Consider the following 17,326-nt stretch of genomic DNA (forward strand, 5'->3'; position numbering starts at 1 on the left):
AATGTATGAAGTTTTTGTTAATGAATCTCAACTGATCTTAACGAACAAACGACCTAAAAAATCCAATGGACATCTTTTTTCCATGGATGGTGATTCCATTTTGAAGGCCATAGATTCTTTGGCCAAGGGAAAGCTTGAAAAGGCATACTTGTATCATCCCGATGAAGACAAAATATTGGATATTTTCATGCACAAGATTCCGGTTGCGGTTGCCGGGGGAGGTTTTGTAACCAATAAAAAGGGAAAGATACTTTTTATTTTTAGGAATGGCAGATGGGACTTGCCCAAAGGGAAAGTTGATAAAGGGGAATCCATTGAAGATGCCGCTATAAGGGAGGTTGAGGAGGAAACCGGGGTGAAGGGACTTAAAATTGAAAAATTTTTAAGAACCACTTATCACATTTTTAGAAGAAATGGGGAATATAGACTGAAGCAGACACATTGGTTCGCAATGTCCACTAAGTTTAAGGGAAAATTAGTGGCAGAAAAGTCTGAGGGTATCAAGAAGGTGAAGTGGAAAGGTCCAAAAAAAACCAAAAAGGCGTTGAAGAAATCATACCACAACATTAAAATATTGTTTGATGATCGGCCTAGCTCTTGACCAAAATTCCTGCCGCTTCGCTTCCCTTGCCAATACGATAAACGGGATAATTACGGTAGGCGCTTTCCAAATATTTGGAATGTTGGTAAATCCAATCCAATTGCGCATACCAATTTTGTGCGAACTCAAAATCGGATTCTTTCTTATTCAAAAACGATTGTAGCAATACCGAATCTTTTTGAAGCATTTTCAATGCCAAATCTTCAAAAACATAGGGTGAAAATCCTTCTTTCCGCTGCAGAACGGTATCAAAAAAGTTCCAGTTAAAAAAAGAATCCACACCTTGGGGCTCCAATGTTTCCAATAAATACCTAATGCCGGGTTGATTGGTTGGGATGACAAGGTCACCGACCCTGAATTTGATATCTCGGATATGTTTTTCAACCGTAGTGTTGTAATGCAGGTAATGGCCTTCATAGGGCATTTTTCGAGTTTCGAAATCGGCTATCCTGTAAGATTCCACGGTAAGCACCGTATCCTGTTGCAATGCTGTGTATTCAATCTGATTGGCATCCAACCGTTCCACAATTTTGTGCCATCCTTGTTTGAGGATATATGCTTCGGGAATCTGAACGGTATCAACAGGCACAAAATAGTTGTAATAGGTCGTTTCCTTGGTAAAAGGTTTGGAACGATCATATTTCAGTCTTGGCCATCCAGTGACATCACTCTCTAGTTGCTCTGCTTCATAACCTTTAAAGTTGAGTGTGGATGTTTTTGTACTGTCCACTTTCCAGTTGAAATAATATTCGGAAAGGGCAAGATTATCATTCAAAGTCTCCTCGCGCAAGGATTTAATTGTTTTATAGTCTTCTTCCACAACTTCCATTAGGCTATGCATTAATTGATAGGTGCCCTCCACGCGTTGCTTGTATGGTTTGAGCATATGTGTTTCCACCATAAGGCCCAGGGTGTTCCAAAGTGTGGCATATCCTGTGGAATATCGGGGATGGTCCAAAAACTGACTGAAACCATACTCAGGAGGTCTATTGAAGACATTTACATATGGGGTGATGTCCCACCCGTTATCCATAAGGGACGACTCAAGGTTGGGTCTAAATTCTTGGTTCAGATATTTGCCAAGCTCGCCACCCATTTTGTTGTGCTGTGTGAACAAGTGTGTCAGGGAATACTGATAATCAGCACCATTGCTCACGTGGTTTTCCACAAAAACATCGGGTTTGACTGTATGGAAAATTTGGGTGAAGGTTTTGGCATTTTTGGAATCGAGTTTAACAAAATCCCGATTTAAGTCATAATTCTGTGCATTTCCCCGAAAACCATATTCCGAAGGTCCATTTTGGTTTACCCGAGTAGTGGAATTTCTGTTGAGAGCCCCTCCCACATTGTAAATGGGTATGGTTACCAAAATGGTGTTTTTTGGACGCTCCAAAATTTTTGTGGCCAAATCACGGTAGAGTAGCATAGTGGCATCAATACCGTCACTTTCACCAGGGTGGATTCCATTGTTGATCAGTATTATAGCCTTTTCTTGGCGGACATGATCAAGGTTAAAATCACCATCTGGATTAAAGGTGACCATATGCAAGGGATACCCACTATCCGTTTCTCCAATAGTCTGAATATTTATTTCTGGAAAGTCTTGAGCCAGTTTTTTGTAATAGGTTATGGCATCTTCATAGGTTGCCGTTTCTTTTTTGTTCGAAACTTCATAAAATGTTTGGTAAGACGAAGTGGCATCTTGAGTTGTTGTTTCGCAGGATATTAACAGGGGCAACAACAAAAGGGGGATAATATATTTCAAGATAGTAGGTTGATAAATGGGGGAATACATCAAAATAAATGTTCTTTCTTGAAGTAAAAATAGGGAATATTGCGGTTATGAGGCCATGTCTATCATTTCAAGGTCTGAATCGTCTATTTTGCAAATGGGTTTGTTCTTGAAGTTGATATGGTGTGGAAAGTTTGGTTTTAGTTCTACCCACCGTTGATAATCCGAAGGATCTATGGACGATGTGATGATGTTTATGATTATTTTTTCTGAAAAATCAAGAGTTGCAAATTCTTTTAAAAAGTCCCATCCGTCCATTATGGGCATATTGATGTCCAAAAAAATAATATCTGGAATGGACTGACCGAACTCTTTTCTTTTTTTGATGTTTTCCAAAGCGGTCTGTCCGTTTTCAAAAACTTGAATGTCTTCACAAGCAACAACCAACTTCAACATTTTTTTAATGCCAAAAACAGTTATAGGGTCATCATCGACGATAAACAGGCTGTTAATCTTCTTCATTGAAATATACGTTGAATGTGGTCCCAAAACCTTCTTTGCTCTCAATGCTTATGGTTCCGCCCATGGCCTCCATTTGGTTCTTTACGATATATAGCCCGAGACCTCTTGAGTCTTTACGGTTATGAAAGGTTTTGTACATGCCAAAAATTTTGTCGCCATGTTTGTTCAAATCCAATCCTAGGCCATTATCAGATATGGTTAAAAGCGTTTTGTTTTTCAATCTGGCTGCATGGAATTTTATTATGGGCTTCCTTTCTTGGCTTTTATATTTTACCGCGTTGGTGACCAGATTTAGAAGAATGCTCTCCAGATAAGAGGGCACACAGAATACAGTTGAATCTTTCGGAATGTTGTTGATAATTTTTACATTGTTCTGCCGTAATAAAACAGTTAGGTTTTGAAGTACCTTATCCAACACACCATTAAGGTTCAAGTGGCTTTTCTCCAGATTTATGTTGGTATTAATGGCGACCACTTCATTGAGGTCTTCCAGGGTCAACATCAAATTATCTGAGGCCTGCGTCAACATTTTCAATATTTGCCGCTTTTCTGATTCGTTGTCTTCCTTTTTGAGAAATTGCAACAACATGGAAAAGTTGGCGGAATGGGAGCGCAGGTTGTGCGAAACAATATGGGCGAAATTTATCAACTTCTTGTTCTGTATTGAGGTCACGTTGATCAAGTTCCGTAGCTGATCCTCTTTTTTCTTCAGATGGGTAATATCCATACTGATTCCAATAAGCCCATTAACATTGCCTTCCAAGTCCAGCAGAGGAATTTTTGATGTTAAAAAATTAGTGGCTGTGCCATCTTTTTTGGTCCCAATGGTTTCTTTTCCGATTAATGGCTTCATGGTGCGCATCACTTCCAGGTCTTCATCTCTGGACATTTGGGCCGCTTTTGTGTCATAAAGGTCAAAGTCGTTTTTACCGATAAGCTCTTCTTTTGTTTTTCCCACATAATCACACTCTGCTTTATTGACCAATACTTTCTTTGAATCTTTGTCCTTGACAAAAACATTAAGGGGTAAGTGGTTGATCAAGGTTGTCATCAAACGCTCATTTTCCTCGCGTTGAATTTCTGTCATGACCTGTTCGTGAATGTCCTGAAAAGTTCCAAACAGCTTTATCACAGCACCATTCTCGGTTATCGGTTTACCAGAGGCTTTCACCCACTTTTCATTTCCTTTGTTAGTTACTATAACCAATCTTTCACTGAATGGGGTCCCTTCTTCAAGGGCTTTGTGAAACAGCATGGAAATCTTATTCCTGCTAAATCCTTTCTTATAGTACTCGATACCTTCGTTTACTCTCGGAAGATAAGAGGAGGGAACTTCGTGAATTTTTTTGGTTTCTTCGCACCAAAAAAGCTGTTCAGTGGCAATATCATATTCCCAACAACCCACCTTGGCCACTTCCGATTTTTCCTTGAATAGCGTTTTGATCCGATCAAGCTCGAGTTCATTTTCCACAATTTTGGTGATATCATCGGTTTGGATGATGGTTCCGAGCACATTCTCCTTATCATCGAACCAAGGAGAAAATGTGCTCTCGAACCAACAGGTTGTACCGTCCAAAGTTGTTTTATGCCTCAAAGAGCCTGATTCAAAATTTGACAAAAGGTTATCCAAGGCACGCTCGGATATGTCCTCATGCAAGGCAAATAACATATGGATATGTTTGCCAATTAGCTTCTTTTGGTCTTCACTAAAAAGATTTAACCAAGAGTCTGAAGCTCCAACCAATATTTGTTTTCTATTGACCAATGCTGTTGCTTTGGGCAGTTGCTTAAGCAAATAATCTGTGGTTATGGTTTTGGCGGCTTTCAATACAGGGGGATAACTTTTTATTTTGATTCTATAAGAATTTTCATACCAAAATAGAAGTATTGGCCTTTCGTCCTTATTTAATGTTGTGAATGGGTGGAAATATGTTGTTTTTATCCCTTTTGACAAGGTTTGCCAAATGGATAAATAGGATTTTGCCAAGAATCACTTTTTTATCACCACGGTATCGGGCACCAATACTGTATAATCGCCGCCGTTCCGGATAACATCTCTAACAATGGAAGAACTGATGTATGATTTTCCAGATGAGGTCAACAGAAATACAGTCTCAATTTCAGAAAGTTTTCTGTTAGTGTGCGCAATGGCCTTTTCAAACTCAAAATCTGCAGGATTTCGCAATCCCCTGAGGATAAAATTGGCATCCACCTTTTTGCAAAAATCCACAGTGAGACCCTCGTAGGTCACTACTTTTATTTTAGGTTCATCTTTAAACGCATCTTCAATGAATTTTTTACGCTCTTCAAGACTGAACATGTATTTTTTGTCGGCATTTAACCCTATAGCAATAAGGAGCTCATCAAAAAGCGTTATCCCTCTGGTGATAATGTCATAATGCCCCAAGGTCAGTGGGTCAAAAGATCCGGGAAAAATGGCGCGTCTCATGGTTTGGCAGTTTATCCAAAAATACAGATTTTCTACGGCAATGCTTCCTCAATGGCGCTTGAAAACAATTCCTTTAAAGAGATTCCTGCTGCCTTGGCCTGTTTGGGCAATATGCTTTCTTCGGTAAGACCGGGTATAGTATTTACTTCCAAAAGATAGGGCTCGTCTCCGATAAAGATAAATTCACTTCGGGTGTACCCCTTAAACCCAAGAACTTTATAAATAAATGCTGCCAGCTTACGCACATTGGCTTCTTTTATTGAGGATATTCTGGCCGGGGTAATTTCCTGTGATTTTCCAAGATATTTGGCCTCAAAATCAAAAAAATCGTTTTCTGAAACAATTTCGGTGATGGGAAGCACCTTTACCTGCCCTTGATACGTAATGACCCCTACGGAAACCTCAACACCATCTAAGAAAGATTCTATCAAAACCTGATCGTCCTCGGTTAACGCCTTTTCAATGGCCCCTTTTAATTCCTTTTTTTTGTACACCTTGGATATCCCATAGCTGCTGCCCGCTCGGTTGGCCTTGACAAAACAGGGCAACCCTACTTTGTCCACGATACCATCTTCGTCAATGGTTTGTCCTTTATCCAAAAAATATGAAGTGGCACAGGGAATGCCATGGGGTTTTAGCACACTCAATAAATCCCTTTTATTAAAAGAAAGAGCAGCTTGGTAGTGATTACACGAGGTTTGCGGAACACCCACGAGCTCAAAATAGGCCTGAAGCAATCCATCTTCCCCAGGAGTTCCATGGATGGCATTGAACACACAGTCAAATTGGATTTTCTCTGTCGCTTGTATGCTAAAATCCGAGCGATCCACGGGAAATTCCTTGCCATTTTCATCCAAAAAAAACCATTTCTCTTTTGATATGATAATACGGTATGGATGGTAAACTTCTCGGTCCAAATGCTGGTAGACCACATTTCCGCTTTTAATGGAAATATCATACTCACTCGAATAACCGCCCATAACAATGGCAATGTTCTTTTTCATCCGCCTGTCGAATATCACTTTGTCAAAGTAAAGAAAAAAGGACTGGCTTTCCTATATTTGTTCCCATAAGGCTTCGTGCATGAAACATTTTTTAGGTTTTTTGAAAAGCAAGACTTTCTTGATTCAATTGGGGCTGGCCCTTTTGGCATTGGTACTGTTGTCGTTTTTGGCTTTGAAATGGCTTAAGAGTTCCACCAACCATGGAGAATTTGTGGAAGTACCCGATTTTTCCAAAATGTCCGTCATGGAAATGCGTAATGCCGTTGAAGATGCTGGTTTGCGATACCAAATATTAGACTCTTCGAACTACAATCCAGAGTATCCACGATTTTCCATTTTGGAACAGGACCCCCCTGCAGGTAACAAAGTTAAATCCAATCGAAAAATTTATTTCACGGTAAACCCATCTGGGTATAAGAAAGTGACTGTTCCAGATATCATTCAGGTTACCCAGCGCAATGCCACCTCCATGTTAAGGGCGGTTGGTCTTGATGTACAACGGGTCACCTATATTGATGAGTTGGGAAAGGACATGGTATACAACATGAAACATAAGGGCAAGTACATAAAGCCTGGTGATAAATTGCCGAAAACGTCCAAAATTGAGCTCATTTGTGGCAACGGAACCATCCCAGGAAGTGCACGGGTACAGGCTGATTCCCAGTAATCATGGATATCTTTCAAAACCAAGAGCCAGAACAGGATGAACTGTTCGAGCATTACCGTTTCTTGGCCTCCAAGGGACAAGAACCACTGCGTGTGGATAAATTTTTGATGAACTTCATTGAAAATGCCACGCGAAATAAAATACAACAGGCTGCCAAGCAAGGTCATATTTGGGTGAATGGATCTAGAGTAAAACAAAATTACAAAGTAAAGGCAGGTGATGAGGTAAAGGTTATGTTTGAACATCCCCCCTATGAATTTCTTTTGACCCCTGAGAATATTCCCTTGGATATTGTTTATGAGGATGAAACATTGTTGGTGGTGAACAAACCGGCCGGAATGGTAGTGCATCCCGGACATGGAAACTATTCGGGCACATTGATTAATGCCTTGGTGTATCATTTTGAAAATCTGCCCAGGAACAGTTCAGAGCGTCCAGGATTGGTGCATCGAATTGATAAAGACACATCTGGCTTGTTGGTGGTAGCCAAAACCGAGGCTACAATGAGCCATTTGGCCCAGCAGTTTTTTGAAAAAAGCAGTGAAAGGGAATACGTGGCCCTGGTTTGGGGCAATGTAGAGGATGATGAGGGAACAGTAACAGGCCATGTTGGCAGAAATCCAAAGAATCGTCTTCAAATGATGGTCTTCCCAGAGGGCGAACAGGGAAAAGAGGCAGTGACTCACTATCAGGTGCTGGAACGGTTCGGGTATGTAACCTTGGTATCTTGTAAGCTGGAGACAGGCAGGACCCATCAGATTCGGGTGCATATGAAACATATTGGACACACGTTATTTAATGATGAGCGTTATGGGGGAGATAGGATTTTAAAGGGGACCACATTTACCAAATACAAGCAGTTTGTTGAAAATGCCTTTAAAATACTCCCAAGACAAGCATTACATGCCAAAACTTTGGGGTTTGAACATCCAGTAACGGGGAAATTCATGCGATTTGATTCTGATATTCCCCAAGATATGGCACAATGTATTGAAAAATGGAGGGGTTATGCCAAATATAGTTCGCAATAAGATAATTCAATCCCAAGATTGAAAACACCTTTTGCACTTCTTTCCTTAAGAATAAATTCCTCCTTATTTTTACTGGAAAACAGAACACATGAAAATCGTTATATCTCCGGCAAAGTCACTTGATTTTGAAACTGAGCTGCCCACATCCAAATATAGTCAGCCCGAATTTTTGGAACAGTCCAAAAAGCTGAACAGCATTTTGGCTAAAAAGAAACCAAAGGCATTGTCAAAACTCATGTCCATTTCAGATAATTTGGCTGAATTGAATTGGGATCGTAACCAAAAATTCTCAACCCCCTTCACTGCGGAGAATGCAAGACCGGCAATCTATGCCTTTAATGGAGATGTGTATCAGGGCTTGGATGCTTTTACCATTCCCGAGGAAAAATTGGATCGCCTTCAGGACACACTCCGAATTTTGTCAGGTCTTTACGGGGTTTTAAAACCTTTGGATTTAATCCAGCCCTATCGCTTGGAGATGGGCACACAATTAAAGGTAGGTCGCAAAAAAAATCTATATGAATTCTGGCAAAAACAGCTTACCGACCATTTGAACAAAGAACTGGAGAATGATGAACTTTTCATCAACTTGGCAAGCAATGAATATTTTAGTGCTTTGGATGAGAAAAAACTAAAAGTTCCGGTAATCACACCAATTTTTAAGGATTGGAAGAACGATAAGCTAAAGGTGATAAGTTTTTTTGCTAAAAAAGCCCGGGGTTCCATGGTGCGATATATTTTGGAGACTGATGCGAACACCCTTGACGATGTGAAGGGATTTTACTATGATGGGTACCTTTTCAGTAAGGAACATACGGTAAAGGAAAATCAACCTGTTTTTGTTCGATAAATCCTCGGGAAAACATAAAAATCCTTCCATTTTTCGAAAAAAGACGTTCCGTTGTTACGTTTATGCAACCCATCTCTTAAATTGTGATACACGTAAATTAAATCCCAAAGCTTCGCTTTTATAACGACCTTTGGTTGTTCAAAACAAAAATAAAATAGCGTACCATAGATGCAAGAGTCCAGACGTTTAGAAGAGTTCAAAAAATCGGTGACCAATAAGTTCAACATATACAATAGCCTATTTCTGAGCTTACCTTACCGGAATGTTGAAAATGTGGGAATGCTTGTTCCGTTATTGTTTCATCAATGTGAAACAGGATTGTCGGCAGGGAAAAATCCACAGGAGATTTTAGAGGCCTTTTTCACCAATATGGTTGAAATACAAGACGAACGTGAACGGTTGGATTTTATGTTCCGTTTTATCCAATATGTGGAACGCCAAGTGGTTCTTTATGATAGTGTGGAAGATGCCGCTTTTCCTAAATTGCAAAAATACACCAATTCACTGTCCATTAAAGACTATTTTGGCCTGGTTAACAGAACTAAAAACTGGGACAAGGTAACCAAGAAATTGTCCAGTTTTAGCGCACGCATCGTTTTAACGGCCCATCCAACACAGTTTTATACACCTGCCATTCTTGACATTATTTCAGAATTGCGAACACTCATTGATCAGGACCGCATCCATGATATTGACCTTACCCTGCAGCAATTGGGGCTAACCTCCCTGGTAAACTCAAAAAAGCCAACACCATTGGATGAGGCCAAGAACATCATTTATATTCTTCGAAATACTTACTACGATGCCGTTGGAGAACTCTTTCAATATGTAAAGAGAAATATACGCAACAAGGATTTCGATAATTATAGGTTGATTAAACTTGGGTTTTGGCCTGGTGGCGACCGAGATGGCAACCCTTACGTTACTGCCGATATTACCCAAAAAGTGGCTGAGGAACTTCGTCTTACCCTAATGAAGTGTTATTACAACGAGCTTAAAGAGTTGCGAAAAAAATTGACCTTCAAAGGGCTGCAAGAAGAACTACTGGCGTTGAGCACCAAACTTTATGTGGCGATGTTCGACCCCAACGCACCCATAAGCTATCAGGAAATGGTAGAAAGATTAGAGGCCATTCGAGAAAAACTTGAGGCCAATTATCACGAACTCTATTTGGACCGTTTAGATAATTTAATAGACAAAGTTCACATTTTCAAGACCCATTTTGCCACCTTGGATATCCGTCAAGACCATCGAAAGCACAAATTGGCCGTGGAGACCATATTAAAGCAAAAAGGCATAATCAAAGAATCCCTGGATGAGCTCAAAGAAAAGGAACTTCTCAAATGGTTGTTGAAAGAAAACGTACAATTGAATGCGACTGACTTTGATGAGGAGATTGTAAAGGACACGATTACCAACATCAAGCAGTTGAAGAAAATTCAAGATAGCAACGGCGAGGAAGGATGCAATAGGTACATCATAAGTAATTCCGAAGATATTCATTCCGTACTCTTTGTATTTGGACTTTTCCGCTGGTGTGGTTGGAATGAAGAAGAAATCACTTTCGACATCATCCCACTTTTCGAAACCATGAAGGGGATGGATGCTGCCGAGGAGGTAATGCAAACGTTGTTCGATACCCCATCTTATAGAAAACATTTGGAGCGTAGGGACGATACCCATACCATTATGCTGGGCTTCTCCGATGGAACCAAGGACGGAGGCTATCTAAAGGCCAATTGGTCAATCCTGAAGACTAAGGAGACCTTGAGCAAAGTGTGCAGAAAAAATGGGATTAAGGCCATTTTCTTTGATGGAAGGGGCGGACCACCGGCAAGGGGAGGAGGCAAAACGCACCGTTTCTATGCCGCCCAGACCAAAGATGTTGCCAACCATGAAATACAGCTTACCATTCAAGGGCAGACAATAACAAGCACTTATGGCACCAAGGAACAGTTTATGCACAATTCCGAACAGTTGCTCACGGCAGGTCTGAGTAATAACCTCTTTGGAAAAGAACATGTGATTTCCGTCTCACAGCGAAAACTTATTGAGGAACTTTCTGAGTTGAGTTTCGAAAAATATGACAGGCTGAAACAGCACAAAAAATTCATGCCCTATTTGGAGCACCGAAGCACCTTGAAGTATTATACCAGAGCCAACATTGGCAGTAGACCAGGAAAGAGGGGCAATAAAAGTCAATTGACACTTTCAGATTTGCGTGCTATTTCGTTTGTGGGATCATGGAGTCAGCTCAAGCAAAATGTGCCCGGCTATTTCGGACTGGGTACGGCCATTAATGAGTTAAAGGAACAAGGAAGACTTGCTGAAGTGAAAAAATTGTACCGCGAAGTACCTTTCTTCCGTGCGTTGATGCATAATAGTATGATGTCACTTGCAAAAACGAATTTTGATTTGACCAGCTACATGAAAAATGACCCCGAATTTGGGGATTTCTGGAACATTTTGCATGATGAATACCAACTGTCGAAGAAAATGCTCCTACAGATTTCAAGGCATAAAATATTGATGGAGGACGAAGAGGTTTCCAGGGAGTCCATTAACATTAGAGAAAAAATTGTACTGCCACTTTTGGTAATCCAACAGAACGCATTATACCATATTACGCAGAATTCTAAGTACAAAGATTTGTATGAAAAAATTGTGACCAGGTCGTTGTATGGAAACATCAATGCCAGCAGAAACTCAGCGTAGGAATGGAAAAATCCTATTTTTGAATTTCCAAAATATCGGTATTGCTTTCAAAACCATTTTTACATACGCACCCTTATGCTCCCTTTTTATTTCCAGAGGCCACAAAGGTGATTGTTGGCACATTGCCACCACCGAGGTTTACTACCGGAGACTTGAAAAAAGAAGATGTTGATTTTTGTTACGGCAGCTGCAATGGAATGCTTTGGCCCATACTGGATCACATTTTTGACCTTGGACTTAAATACGAAACAACAATTGAAGCTGCCGAACAGCGAAAAAGATTTCTATTAAGGCAGAAAATAGGAGTTTGTGACATTGTCCACAGTGCAGAACGACATAAAATCGATGCATCCGATTTGGGTATGCACAACGTGGTACTTCGGGATTTGATAGGCTACTTGAAGCAATATCCTAAAATCACAACCCTATTGTTCACAGGAGGAAACAGTAAGAACGGTCCAGAATATTTTTTTAGGAGACAGTTGAAAGAACATGGATTGCAACTACATGTGATATCCAATGTGGTGCCTAGAATCCATCAATTTGAATTACCCGCCACATCGAGCACATTTGAGAAACCCAGAAGGGTAAAAACCGTGTCTTTGACCGCCCCATCAGGAGCTGCCAATCGAGCCGTTGGAAGTCTGCAACTATACAAGGATCTTAAAAACAAAAACCCTGAATTCAACACATTTGATTTCAGGGTGATGCAGTATCGGGAGTTTTTTTAATCGGGTGAATTGGTCAAAATCCCATAAAAAGCTTGGATGCCATATGCCAATTGTCCAATCTTTAGATTTTCATTAGGGCTGTGCTGATTGTTATCCGCATTGACCATGGGAACAATAAAGGCTGGAATTTTCAACTCATTGATAAATGCTGCAATGGGCACCGTACCTCCCGTGGTCCTTATCTGAATGACCTCTTTTTCGAAAGTGCTCTTTAAGGTTTCCGTTAAGAATTTCCCGTAGGAATTGTTCAAATCAGTTCTAAAAGCATCGGTAACACTACCTTCGGTAACCGTCACTATTTTGCTGTGCGCCATACGTTCCTCTTTGGATGGAACATGATCCACAATATGGAATCCCTGTTTCTTGATATGGTCCTTAACCAATCGCTTTAAACGATTTCCGTCGCTCTCGACCACTAAACGGAGATCCAATTCGGCCGTTGCACTTTCAGGCACAATGGTTCTTGCCTTTTCACCAATCCATCCAGAACCCAAACCACGAATGTTCAATGAAGGATATTGCAATGCTTCTTGATAAGAACCGCCGACTTTTTCTGCTGTTTTGAATTGCAATTTTTCGGAAATAGCTTGGTGGCTATCAGGAACACTTGTTAATACTTCCAGAACAGAATCATCCAAAGTGATTCCATCATAGTAGCCCGGAATGGTTACCCTACCATTCGTATCTTTCATGCTGGCCAAAAGTTGCGCCAATTGAAAACCAGGATTTGGGGCATAGTTACCATAATGCCCACTGTGTTGCGGTTTAATGGGCCCATACGTTGTCAAGGTCAATGTAGTAATGCCTCGACACCCGTAAAGTATGGTCGGGTTTCCAGAAGGATGAACAGGCCCATCGGCAATGACCAAAAAATCAGCTTCCAACAATTCCCGATATTGTTTTACCGCTTTGGGCAAGGGTTTGCTACTTTTTTCTTCCTCTCCATCTAAAATCACTTTGATGTTAAACGGGATTTCCTTGCCTTCTTTTTTCAACAAATCTATGGTGTTCAACAACATAATGATAGGCGATTTATCATCCGAAGTGGAACGCCCGAATAGTCGCCAGTCATAGTTGATGTCAGTATCAAGCTCATCAAAAGAAATGGTCTTGAAACCATCTCCTTCCGGAGTTTTGAGCACTACATCGTACGGATTGGGCTGGTCCCACTTGGAAGGGTCCACGGACTGTCCATCAAAATGCATATAGATGAGCATCGTTGGTTTGCCATCCTCAATGGGAAGGGCCGCGAAAAAAAGTGGGAGATTTTCTGTCTCCAATTCGGCTGTGTTAAAACCCCGCTCCCCAAATTTCTTTTTGAGCCAAAAAATATTATCATCAATATCATCAGGATTCAGAGCATCGTTAGGTATGGCAATAAATTCCCTAAGCTCAGTAATGGCATGGGCCACTTGGGATTTAAGGACCATATCTTCTTGTGCCGAAATTCCAAGAGCAGATAGGATTGAAAAGAGAAGAATGATTTTTTTCATTGTATTAATTTGAGACTGAAAATTAACGAATTCCCTTTACAAACTGACCAATTTTCGAAACTCCTTTTTGAGATAAATGTTTAATAAAGGCTGATCCAATAATGGCGCCTTTTGTTTTCTGTGTTGCCTGTTGAAATGTGTCGGAGTTGCTGATACCAAAACCTACAATTTGTGGGTTTTTCAGTTTCATTTCTGTGATACGCTCAAAATAAGCCTTTTGTTCAGGGCCAAAACCCTCTTTAGCTCCTGTCGTACTTGCAGAGCTTACCATATAAATGAAACCTTCTGATGCGTCGTCAATGGCTTTAATGCGTGCTTCACTTGTTTGGGGCGTAATCAGAAAGACATTGATCAACCCATATTTTTCAAAGATGGATTTATACTCTTCTTGATAGACATCCAAGGGTAAATCTGGCAGGATAAGCCCATCAATCCCAATTTCCTGACATTTTTTGCAGAAGGCCTCTACGCCATATTGAAGTACTGGATTAAAATATCCCATAATAATCAAAGGGACGGAAACCGTTTTTCGAATGCCCTTTAGTTGTTGGAAGAGCAATTCCGTATGCATGCCATTTTTTAATGCTGCTGTAGAACTTTGTTGGATGGTCGGGCCATCCGCCAAAGGATCACTGAACGGCAATCCGATTTCGATGAGGTCCACCCCATTTTTTTCTAATTCCTCAATTATTGGCACGGTATCGTTCAATTTCGGATACCCGGCCGTAAAATAGATGGAAAGCATTTTTTTGTCTTCTTGCAGTTTTTTATTAATTCTGTTCATTAAAAACAATTTATAGTGTAAGGATGAGTACGGGTGTGGCATCCAACGTCTAGAGTCTGAAATAATCAATATAATTCCGTAAATCTTTATCTCCACGTCCAGAAAGGTTGACGACCACTACATCATCCTTTTCAAATTGCCGTTCCTCAAAAATGGCAAAAGCATGGGAGGTTTCAATGGCCGGTATGATGCCCTCCAATTGGCACAGCGCTAAACCTGCTGTCATGGCTTTGTCATCCGTAATGGAGATAAATTCTCCACGCCCCGATTTGAAAAGATGCGCGTGCATGGGTCCTACTCCTGGATAGTCCAACCCTGCTGAAATGGAATAAGGTTCAGTTATCTGACCATCATCTGTTTGCATGAGCAAGGTTTTGCTGCCATGGATGATGCCCACCTTGCCCAAAGCTGAAGTTGCGGCGCTTTCACCAGAGTTGATGCCCTTTCCGGCAGCCTCTACCGCAATGATTCCCACATCGGGAACATCCAAATAGTGATAATAGGCTCCCGCTGCATTGCTTCCTCCACCGACACAGGCTACTACATAATCAGGGTTTTCACGTCCTTCTTTTTCCTTTAGTTGCCATTTGATCTCTTCAGAAATCACGGATTGAAAACGAGCGACCATATCGGGATAAGGATGTGGTCCGACCACGGAACCAATGATATAATGCGTATCCACCGGATTGTTGATCCAATCCCGGATGGCCTCGTTCGTGGCATCTTTTAAGGTCCTGCTTCCGGATAGTGCAGGACGGACTTCCGTACCCAGCATTTTCATGCGAGCCACATTGGGAGCCTGTCTGGCAATGTCAATTTCGCCCATGTACACCACACATTCGATGCCCATAAGGGCACACACAGTGGCGGTGGCCACTCCGTGTTGACCTGCACCGGTCTCTGCAATGATTCGGTTTTTGCCCAATTTCTTGGCCATTAAAATCTGTCCGATGGTGTTGTTGACTTTATGCGCTCCTGTGTGGCAAAGGTCTTCACGCTTAAGGTAAATCTTGGTATTGTATTTTTCGGACAAACGTTTGGCAAAATAGAGTGGGGTAGGCCGACCCACATAGTCCTTCAACAGTTGGTGAAACTCTTTCTGAAAGGAAGGTTCTTCCATGATGCGGAGGTAGTTTTGCCTTAGTTCCTCGCAATTGGGATAGAGCATTTCAGGGATAAAAGCCCCACCAAATTCTCCATAGTAACCTCTTTCATCCGCGTGATATGTTTTCATGGTTTGTCAGTTTTTGGTTGATGTTTTTCAATGAGCAATTTTTTAAAAATCTTCAATTTTTCGATGTTTTTCAGACCGGGTTCAGTTTCAAAACGACTGTTGACATCGATGGCATAACAATATTTTGAAGCGGGACTCTCCAAAAAGGATTGTAGTTTTTCCGTTTCCTCCAGACCAATACCACCACTCAAGAAATAGGGCTTGTTGGAGGGATAGTTTTTTAAAATTTTCCAATCAAAAGTATACCCGTTTCCTCCCGGAAGTTTTCCTTTGGTGTCAAAAAGGAAATAGTTGCAGACTTCTTCGTAATCCTTCAAAATAGAAAAATCAAAATCATCCTTGATTGAGAATACTTTGATGATGTCCAAGTCTGACAGGTCGAGCGGAGTCGAGACCTTATTCCTATCGGACGCTTTCTTTTTTCTCAACTGCGCTCGAAATGACAGAAAGATGTCTTTAAGTTTGCCACAATATTCAGCACTTTCCTTTCCATGAAGTTGAACCGCATGCAATTGGTGTTCATTTACTTTCTTAATGACGTCTTCTGCGGATGCATCAACAAAAACCCCAACTTTTTTGATGGAACTTGACAGTTGGGGAATTTCTCCATCAAAATAGCGTGAGGAAGGCCCCCAAAAGATAAATCCCAAATAGTTTGGTTGTAGCTGGGCCACTTCCTTGGGATTGTATTTCATACCACAAACCTTGAGCTTCATGATTCCAGGGCTTTTATGAATTCGGCAGCATACTTTCCGGGATTTTCTGTCTTCATGAAGTTTTCTCCAATCAGGAATCCTTGGTAGCCGAATTGCCTTAGTTCTTTTATGGCATCCACATTGCTAATACCACTTTCCGACACTTTCACAAAATCATTGGGAATTTTAGCTGCTAATTCCTTACTGGTATCCAAACTGACCTCAAAAGTCTTCAGATTTCGGTTGTTCACCCCTAACATGTCCAAGCTGGGCATTATTGATTTTTGGAGCTCTTCTTCGTCATGCACTTCAAGCAATACATCCAATCCAAGACTTTTGGCAAATTCTGATAGTGTTTTTATTTCCTTCCCGGATAAAATGGCAGCAATCAACAAGATGACGTCAGCACCATAAGCTTTGGCCTCCAAGATTTGATATTCATCGATTACGAACTCTTTACGAAGCAGAGGAATGTTTGCCGATGCCCGTGCCAATATCAAATCATCCAAAGAGCCTCCGAAATACTTTCCATCGGTCAGCACGGACATACCGCAAGCCCCTGCAGTTTCATAGCCTTCGGCCACATCCTGAACATTTAAACTTTGATTGATGACCGATTTGGAAGGGGAGCGTCGTTTGTGTTCGGCAATTATTCCGGTAGTGCTATTTTGCAATGCATCGGCCAACGAAATGGGTGTTCGTTCCAATAACCCGGATTTCTCCAATTGGGAAACGGGAATAATCGATTTTTTCAAATCTACCTCTTTACATTTATCAGCTACTATTTTTTCTAGAATATTCATTTTTTTCATCAATGC

At 41.0% G+C, this 17,326-nt stretch carries 16 protein-coding genes; 6 read left to right on the forward strand and 10 right to left on the reverse strand.

All coding sequences use genetic code 11. From position 1 onward, the window contains the following. Position 1: 1 nt before the first annotated feature. Positions 2-601 carry an NUDIX hydrolase gene (locus tag GTQ34_RS11385; RefSeq protein ID WP_166523928.1) on the forward strand — a complete coding sequence of 200 codons (600 nt, stop codon included), beginning with the start codon at positions 2-4 and terminating at the stop codon, positions 599-601. On the opposite strand, the gene GTQ34_RS11390 is transcribed toward GTQ34_RS11385, so the two are convergent. The 5 genes from GTQ34_RS11390 to GTQ34_RS11410 form a co-directional block, all read right to left on the reverse strand. Continuing rightward, positions 591-2,366, reverse strand: coding sequence for a M14 family metallopeptidase (locus tag GTQ34_RS11390; RefSeq protein WP_235915028.1), 1,776 nt, complete (start codon positions 2,364-2,366; stop codon positions 591-593). The genes GTQ34_RS11385 and GTQ34_RS11390 overlap by 11 nt on opposite strands. A 75-nt stretch (positions 2,367-2,441) precedes the next feature. Further along, complete coding sequence (locus GTQ34_RS11395) at positions 2,442-2,855, reverse strand: response regulator transcription factor (protein WP_166523930.1); 414 nt, start codon at positions 2,853-2,855, stop codon at positions 2,442-2,444. After that, positions 2,842-4,683 (reverse strand): PAS domain-containing sensor histidine kinase, encoded by a 1,842-nt coding sequence (locus tag GTQ34_RS11400; RefSeq protein ID WP_208103881.1) that lies wholly within the window; start codon positions 4,681-4,683, stop codon positions 2,842-2,844. The genes GTQ34_RS11395 and GTQ34_RS11400 overlap by 14 nt, the downstream gene beginning before the upstream one ends. Positions 4,684-4,845: 162 nt before the next feature. After that, the gene (coaD, locus tag GTQ34_RS11405) at positions 4,846-5,304 is read right to left on the reverse strand and encodes a pantetheine-phosphate adenylyltransferase (protein ID WP_166523931.1); all 459 of its coding nucleotides are present in this window, start codon (positions 5,302-5,304) and stop codon (positions 4,846-4,848) included. 32 nt (positions 5,305-5,336) lie between these two features. Beyond that, positions 5,337-6,308, reverse strand: a complete 972-nt coding sequence (locus tag GTQ34_RS11410) for a D-alanine--D-alanine ligase (RefSeq protein WP_166523932.1) — start codon at positions 6,306-6,308, stop codon at positions 5,337-5,339. A 79-nt stretch (positions 6,309-6,387) separates the two neighbouring features. Between GTQ34_RS11410 and GTQ34_RS11415 the strand changes: the two genes are divergently transcribed. From GTQ34_RS11415 to GTQ34_RS11435, 5 genes are all read left to right on the forward strand, one after another. Continuing rightward, a complete protein-coding gene (locus GTQ34_RS11415) occupies positions 6,388-6,975 on the forward strand; it encodes a PASTA domain-containing protein (RefSeq protein ID WP_166523933.1) in 588 nt (195 codons plus the stop codon). Between the two features lie 2 nt (positions 6,976-6,977). After that, on the forward strand, positions 6,978-8,006 hold the full coding sequence (locus tag GTQ34_RS11420) for an RluA family pseudouridine synthase (RefSeq protein WP_166523934.1): 1,029 nt from the start codon (positions 6,978-6,980) through the stop codon (positions 8,004-8,006). Positions 8,007-8,094: 88 nt separating this feature from the next. After that, entirely contained in the window at positions 8,095-8,856 is a 762-nt protein-coding gene (gene yaaA / locus GTQ34_RS11425) for a peroxide stress protein YaaA (protein WP_166523935.1), read from the forward strand. Positions 8,857-9,024: 168 nt separating this feature from the next. After that, positions 9,025-11,571 carry a phosphoenolpyruvate carboxylase gene (locus tag GTQ34_RS11430; protein ID WP_166523936.1) on the forward strand — a complete coding sequence of 849 codons (2,547 nt, stop codon included), beginning with the start codon at positions 9,025-9,027 and terminating at the stop codon, positions 11,569-11,571. A 41-nt stretch (positions 11,572-11,612) separates the two neighbouring features. Then, the gene (locus GTQ34_RS11435; RefSeq protein ID WP_166523937.1) at positions 11,613-12,302 is read left to right on the forward strand and encodes a uracil-DNA glycosylase family protein; all 690 of its coding nucleotides are present in this window, start codon (positions 11,613-11,615) and stop codon (positions 12,300-12,302) included. On the opposite strand, the gene GTQ34_RS11440 is transcribed toward GTQ34_RS11435, so the two are convergent. From GTQ34_RS11440 to trpC, 5 genes are read right to left on the reverse strand one after another with little or no spacing between them, the layout of a single operon-like run. After that, positions 12,299-13,795 (reverse strand): M20/M25/M40 family metallo-hydrolase, encoded by a 1,497-nt coding sequence (locus GTQ34_RS11440; RefSeq protein ID WP_166523938.1) that lies wholly within the window; start codon positions 13,793-13,795, stop codon positions 12,299-12,301. The genes GTQ34_RS11435 and GTQ34_RS11440 overlap by 4 nt on opposite strands. Positions 13,796-13,817: 22 nt before the next feature. Further along, positions 13,818-14,579, reverse strand: coding sequence for a tryptophan synthase subunit alpha (gene trpA, locus GTQ34_RS11445; RefSeq protein WP_166523939.1), 762 nt, complete (start codon positions 14,577-14,579; stop codon positions 13,818-13,820). A gap of 49 nt (positions 14,580-14,628) precedes the next feature. Then, on the reverse strand, positions 14,629-15,813 hold the full coding sequence (trpB, locus tag GTQ34_RS11450) for a tryptophan synthase subunit beta (RefSeq protein WP_166523940.1): 1,185 nt from the start codon (positions 15,811-15,813) through the stop codon (positions 14,629-14,631). Continuing rightward, complete coding sequence (locus GTQ34_RS11455; RefSeq protein WP_166523941.1) at positions 15,810-16,529, reverse strand: phosphoribosylanthranilate isomerase; 720 nt, start codon at positions 16,527-16,529, stop codon at positions 15,810-15,812. The genes trpB and GTQ34_RS11455 overlap by 4 nt, the downstream gene beginning before the upstream one ends. Next, a complete protein-coding gene (trpC, locus tag GTQ34_RS11460; protein ID WP_166523942.1) occupies positions 16,526-17,311 on the reverse strand; it encodes an indole-3-glycerol phosphate synthase TrpC in 786 nt (261 codons plus the stop codon). The genes GTQ34_RS11455 and trpC overlap by 4 nt, the downstream gene beginning before the upstream one ends. Positions 17,312-17,326 lie beyond the last annotated feature (15 nt).

This window comes from Flagellimonas ochracea, from assembly GCF_009903685.1.
In the GTDB taxonomy this organism is placed as follows: domain Bacteria; phylum Bacteroidota; class Bacteroidia; order Flavobacteriales; family Flavobacteriaceae; genus Flagellimonas; species Flagellimonas ochracea.

Coding starts and splice junctions, on each gene's coding strand:
- GTQ34_RS11385 (WP_166523928.1), top strand. CDS start 2: ATGTATGAAGTTTTTGTTAATGAATCTCAACTGATCTTAACGAACAAA.
- GTQ34_RS11395 (WP_166523930.1), bottom strand. CDS start 2,855: ATGAAGAAGATTAACAGCCTGTTTATCGTCGATGATGACCCTATAACT.
- coaD (WP_166523931.1), bottom strand. CDS start 5,304: ATGAGACGCGCCATTTTTCCCGGATCTTTTGACCCACTGACCTTGGGG.
- GTQ34_RS11410 (WP_166523932.1), bottom strand. CDS start 6,308: ATGAAAAAGAACATTGCCATTGTTATGGGCGGTTATTCGAGTGAGTAT.
- GTQ34_RS11415 (WP_166523933.1), top strand. CDS start 6,388: ATGAAACATTTTTTAGGTTTTTTGAAAAGCAAGACTTTCTTGATTCAA.
- GTQ34_RS11420 (WP_166523934.1), top strand. CDS start 6,978: ATGGATATCTTTCAAAACCAAGAGCCAGAACAGGATGAACTGTTCGAG.
- yaaA (WP_166523935.1), top strand. CDS start 8,095: ATGAAAATCGTTATATCTCCGGCAAAGTCACTTGATTTTGAAACTGAG.
- GTQ34_RS11430 (WP_166523936.1), top strand. CDS start 9,025: ATGCAAGAGTCCAGACGTTTAGAAGAGTTCAAAAAATCGGTGACCAAT.
- GTQ34_RS11440 (WP_166523938.1), bottom strand. CDS start 13,795: ATGAAAAAAATCATTCTTCTCTTTTCAATCCTATCTGCTCTTGGAATT.
- trpA (WP_166523939.1), bottom strand. CDS start 14,579: ATGAACAGAATTAATAAAAAACTGCAAGAAGACAAAAAAATGCTTTCC.
- trpB (WP_166523940.1), bottom strand. CDS start 15,813: ATGAAAACATATCACGCGGATGAAAGAGGTTACTATGGAGAATTTGGT.
- GTQ34_RS11455 (WP_166523941.1), bottom strand. CDS start 16,529: ATGAAGCTCAAGGTTTGTGGTATGAAATACAATCCCAAGGAAGTGGCC.
- trpC (WP_166523942.1), bottom strand. CDS start 17,311: ATGAATATTCTAGAAAAAATAGTAGCTGATAAATGTAAAGAGGTAGAT.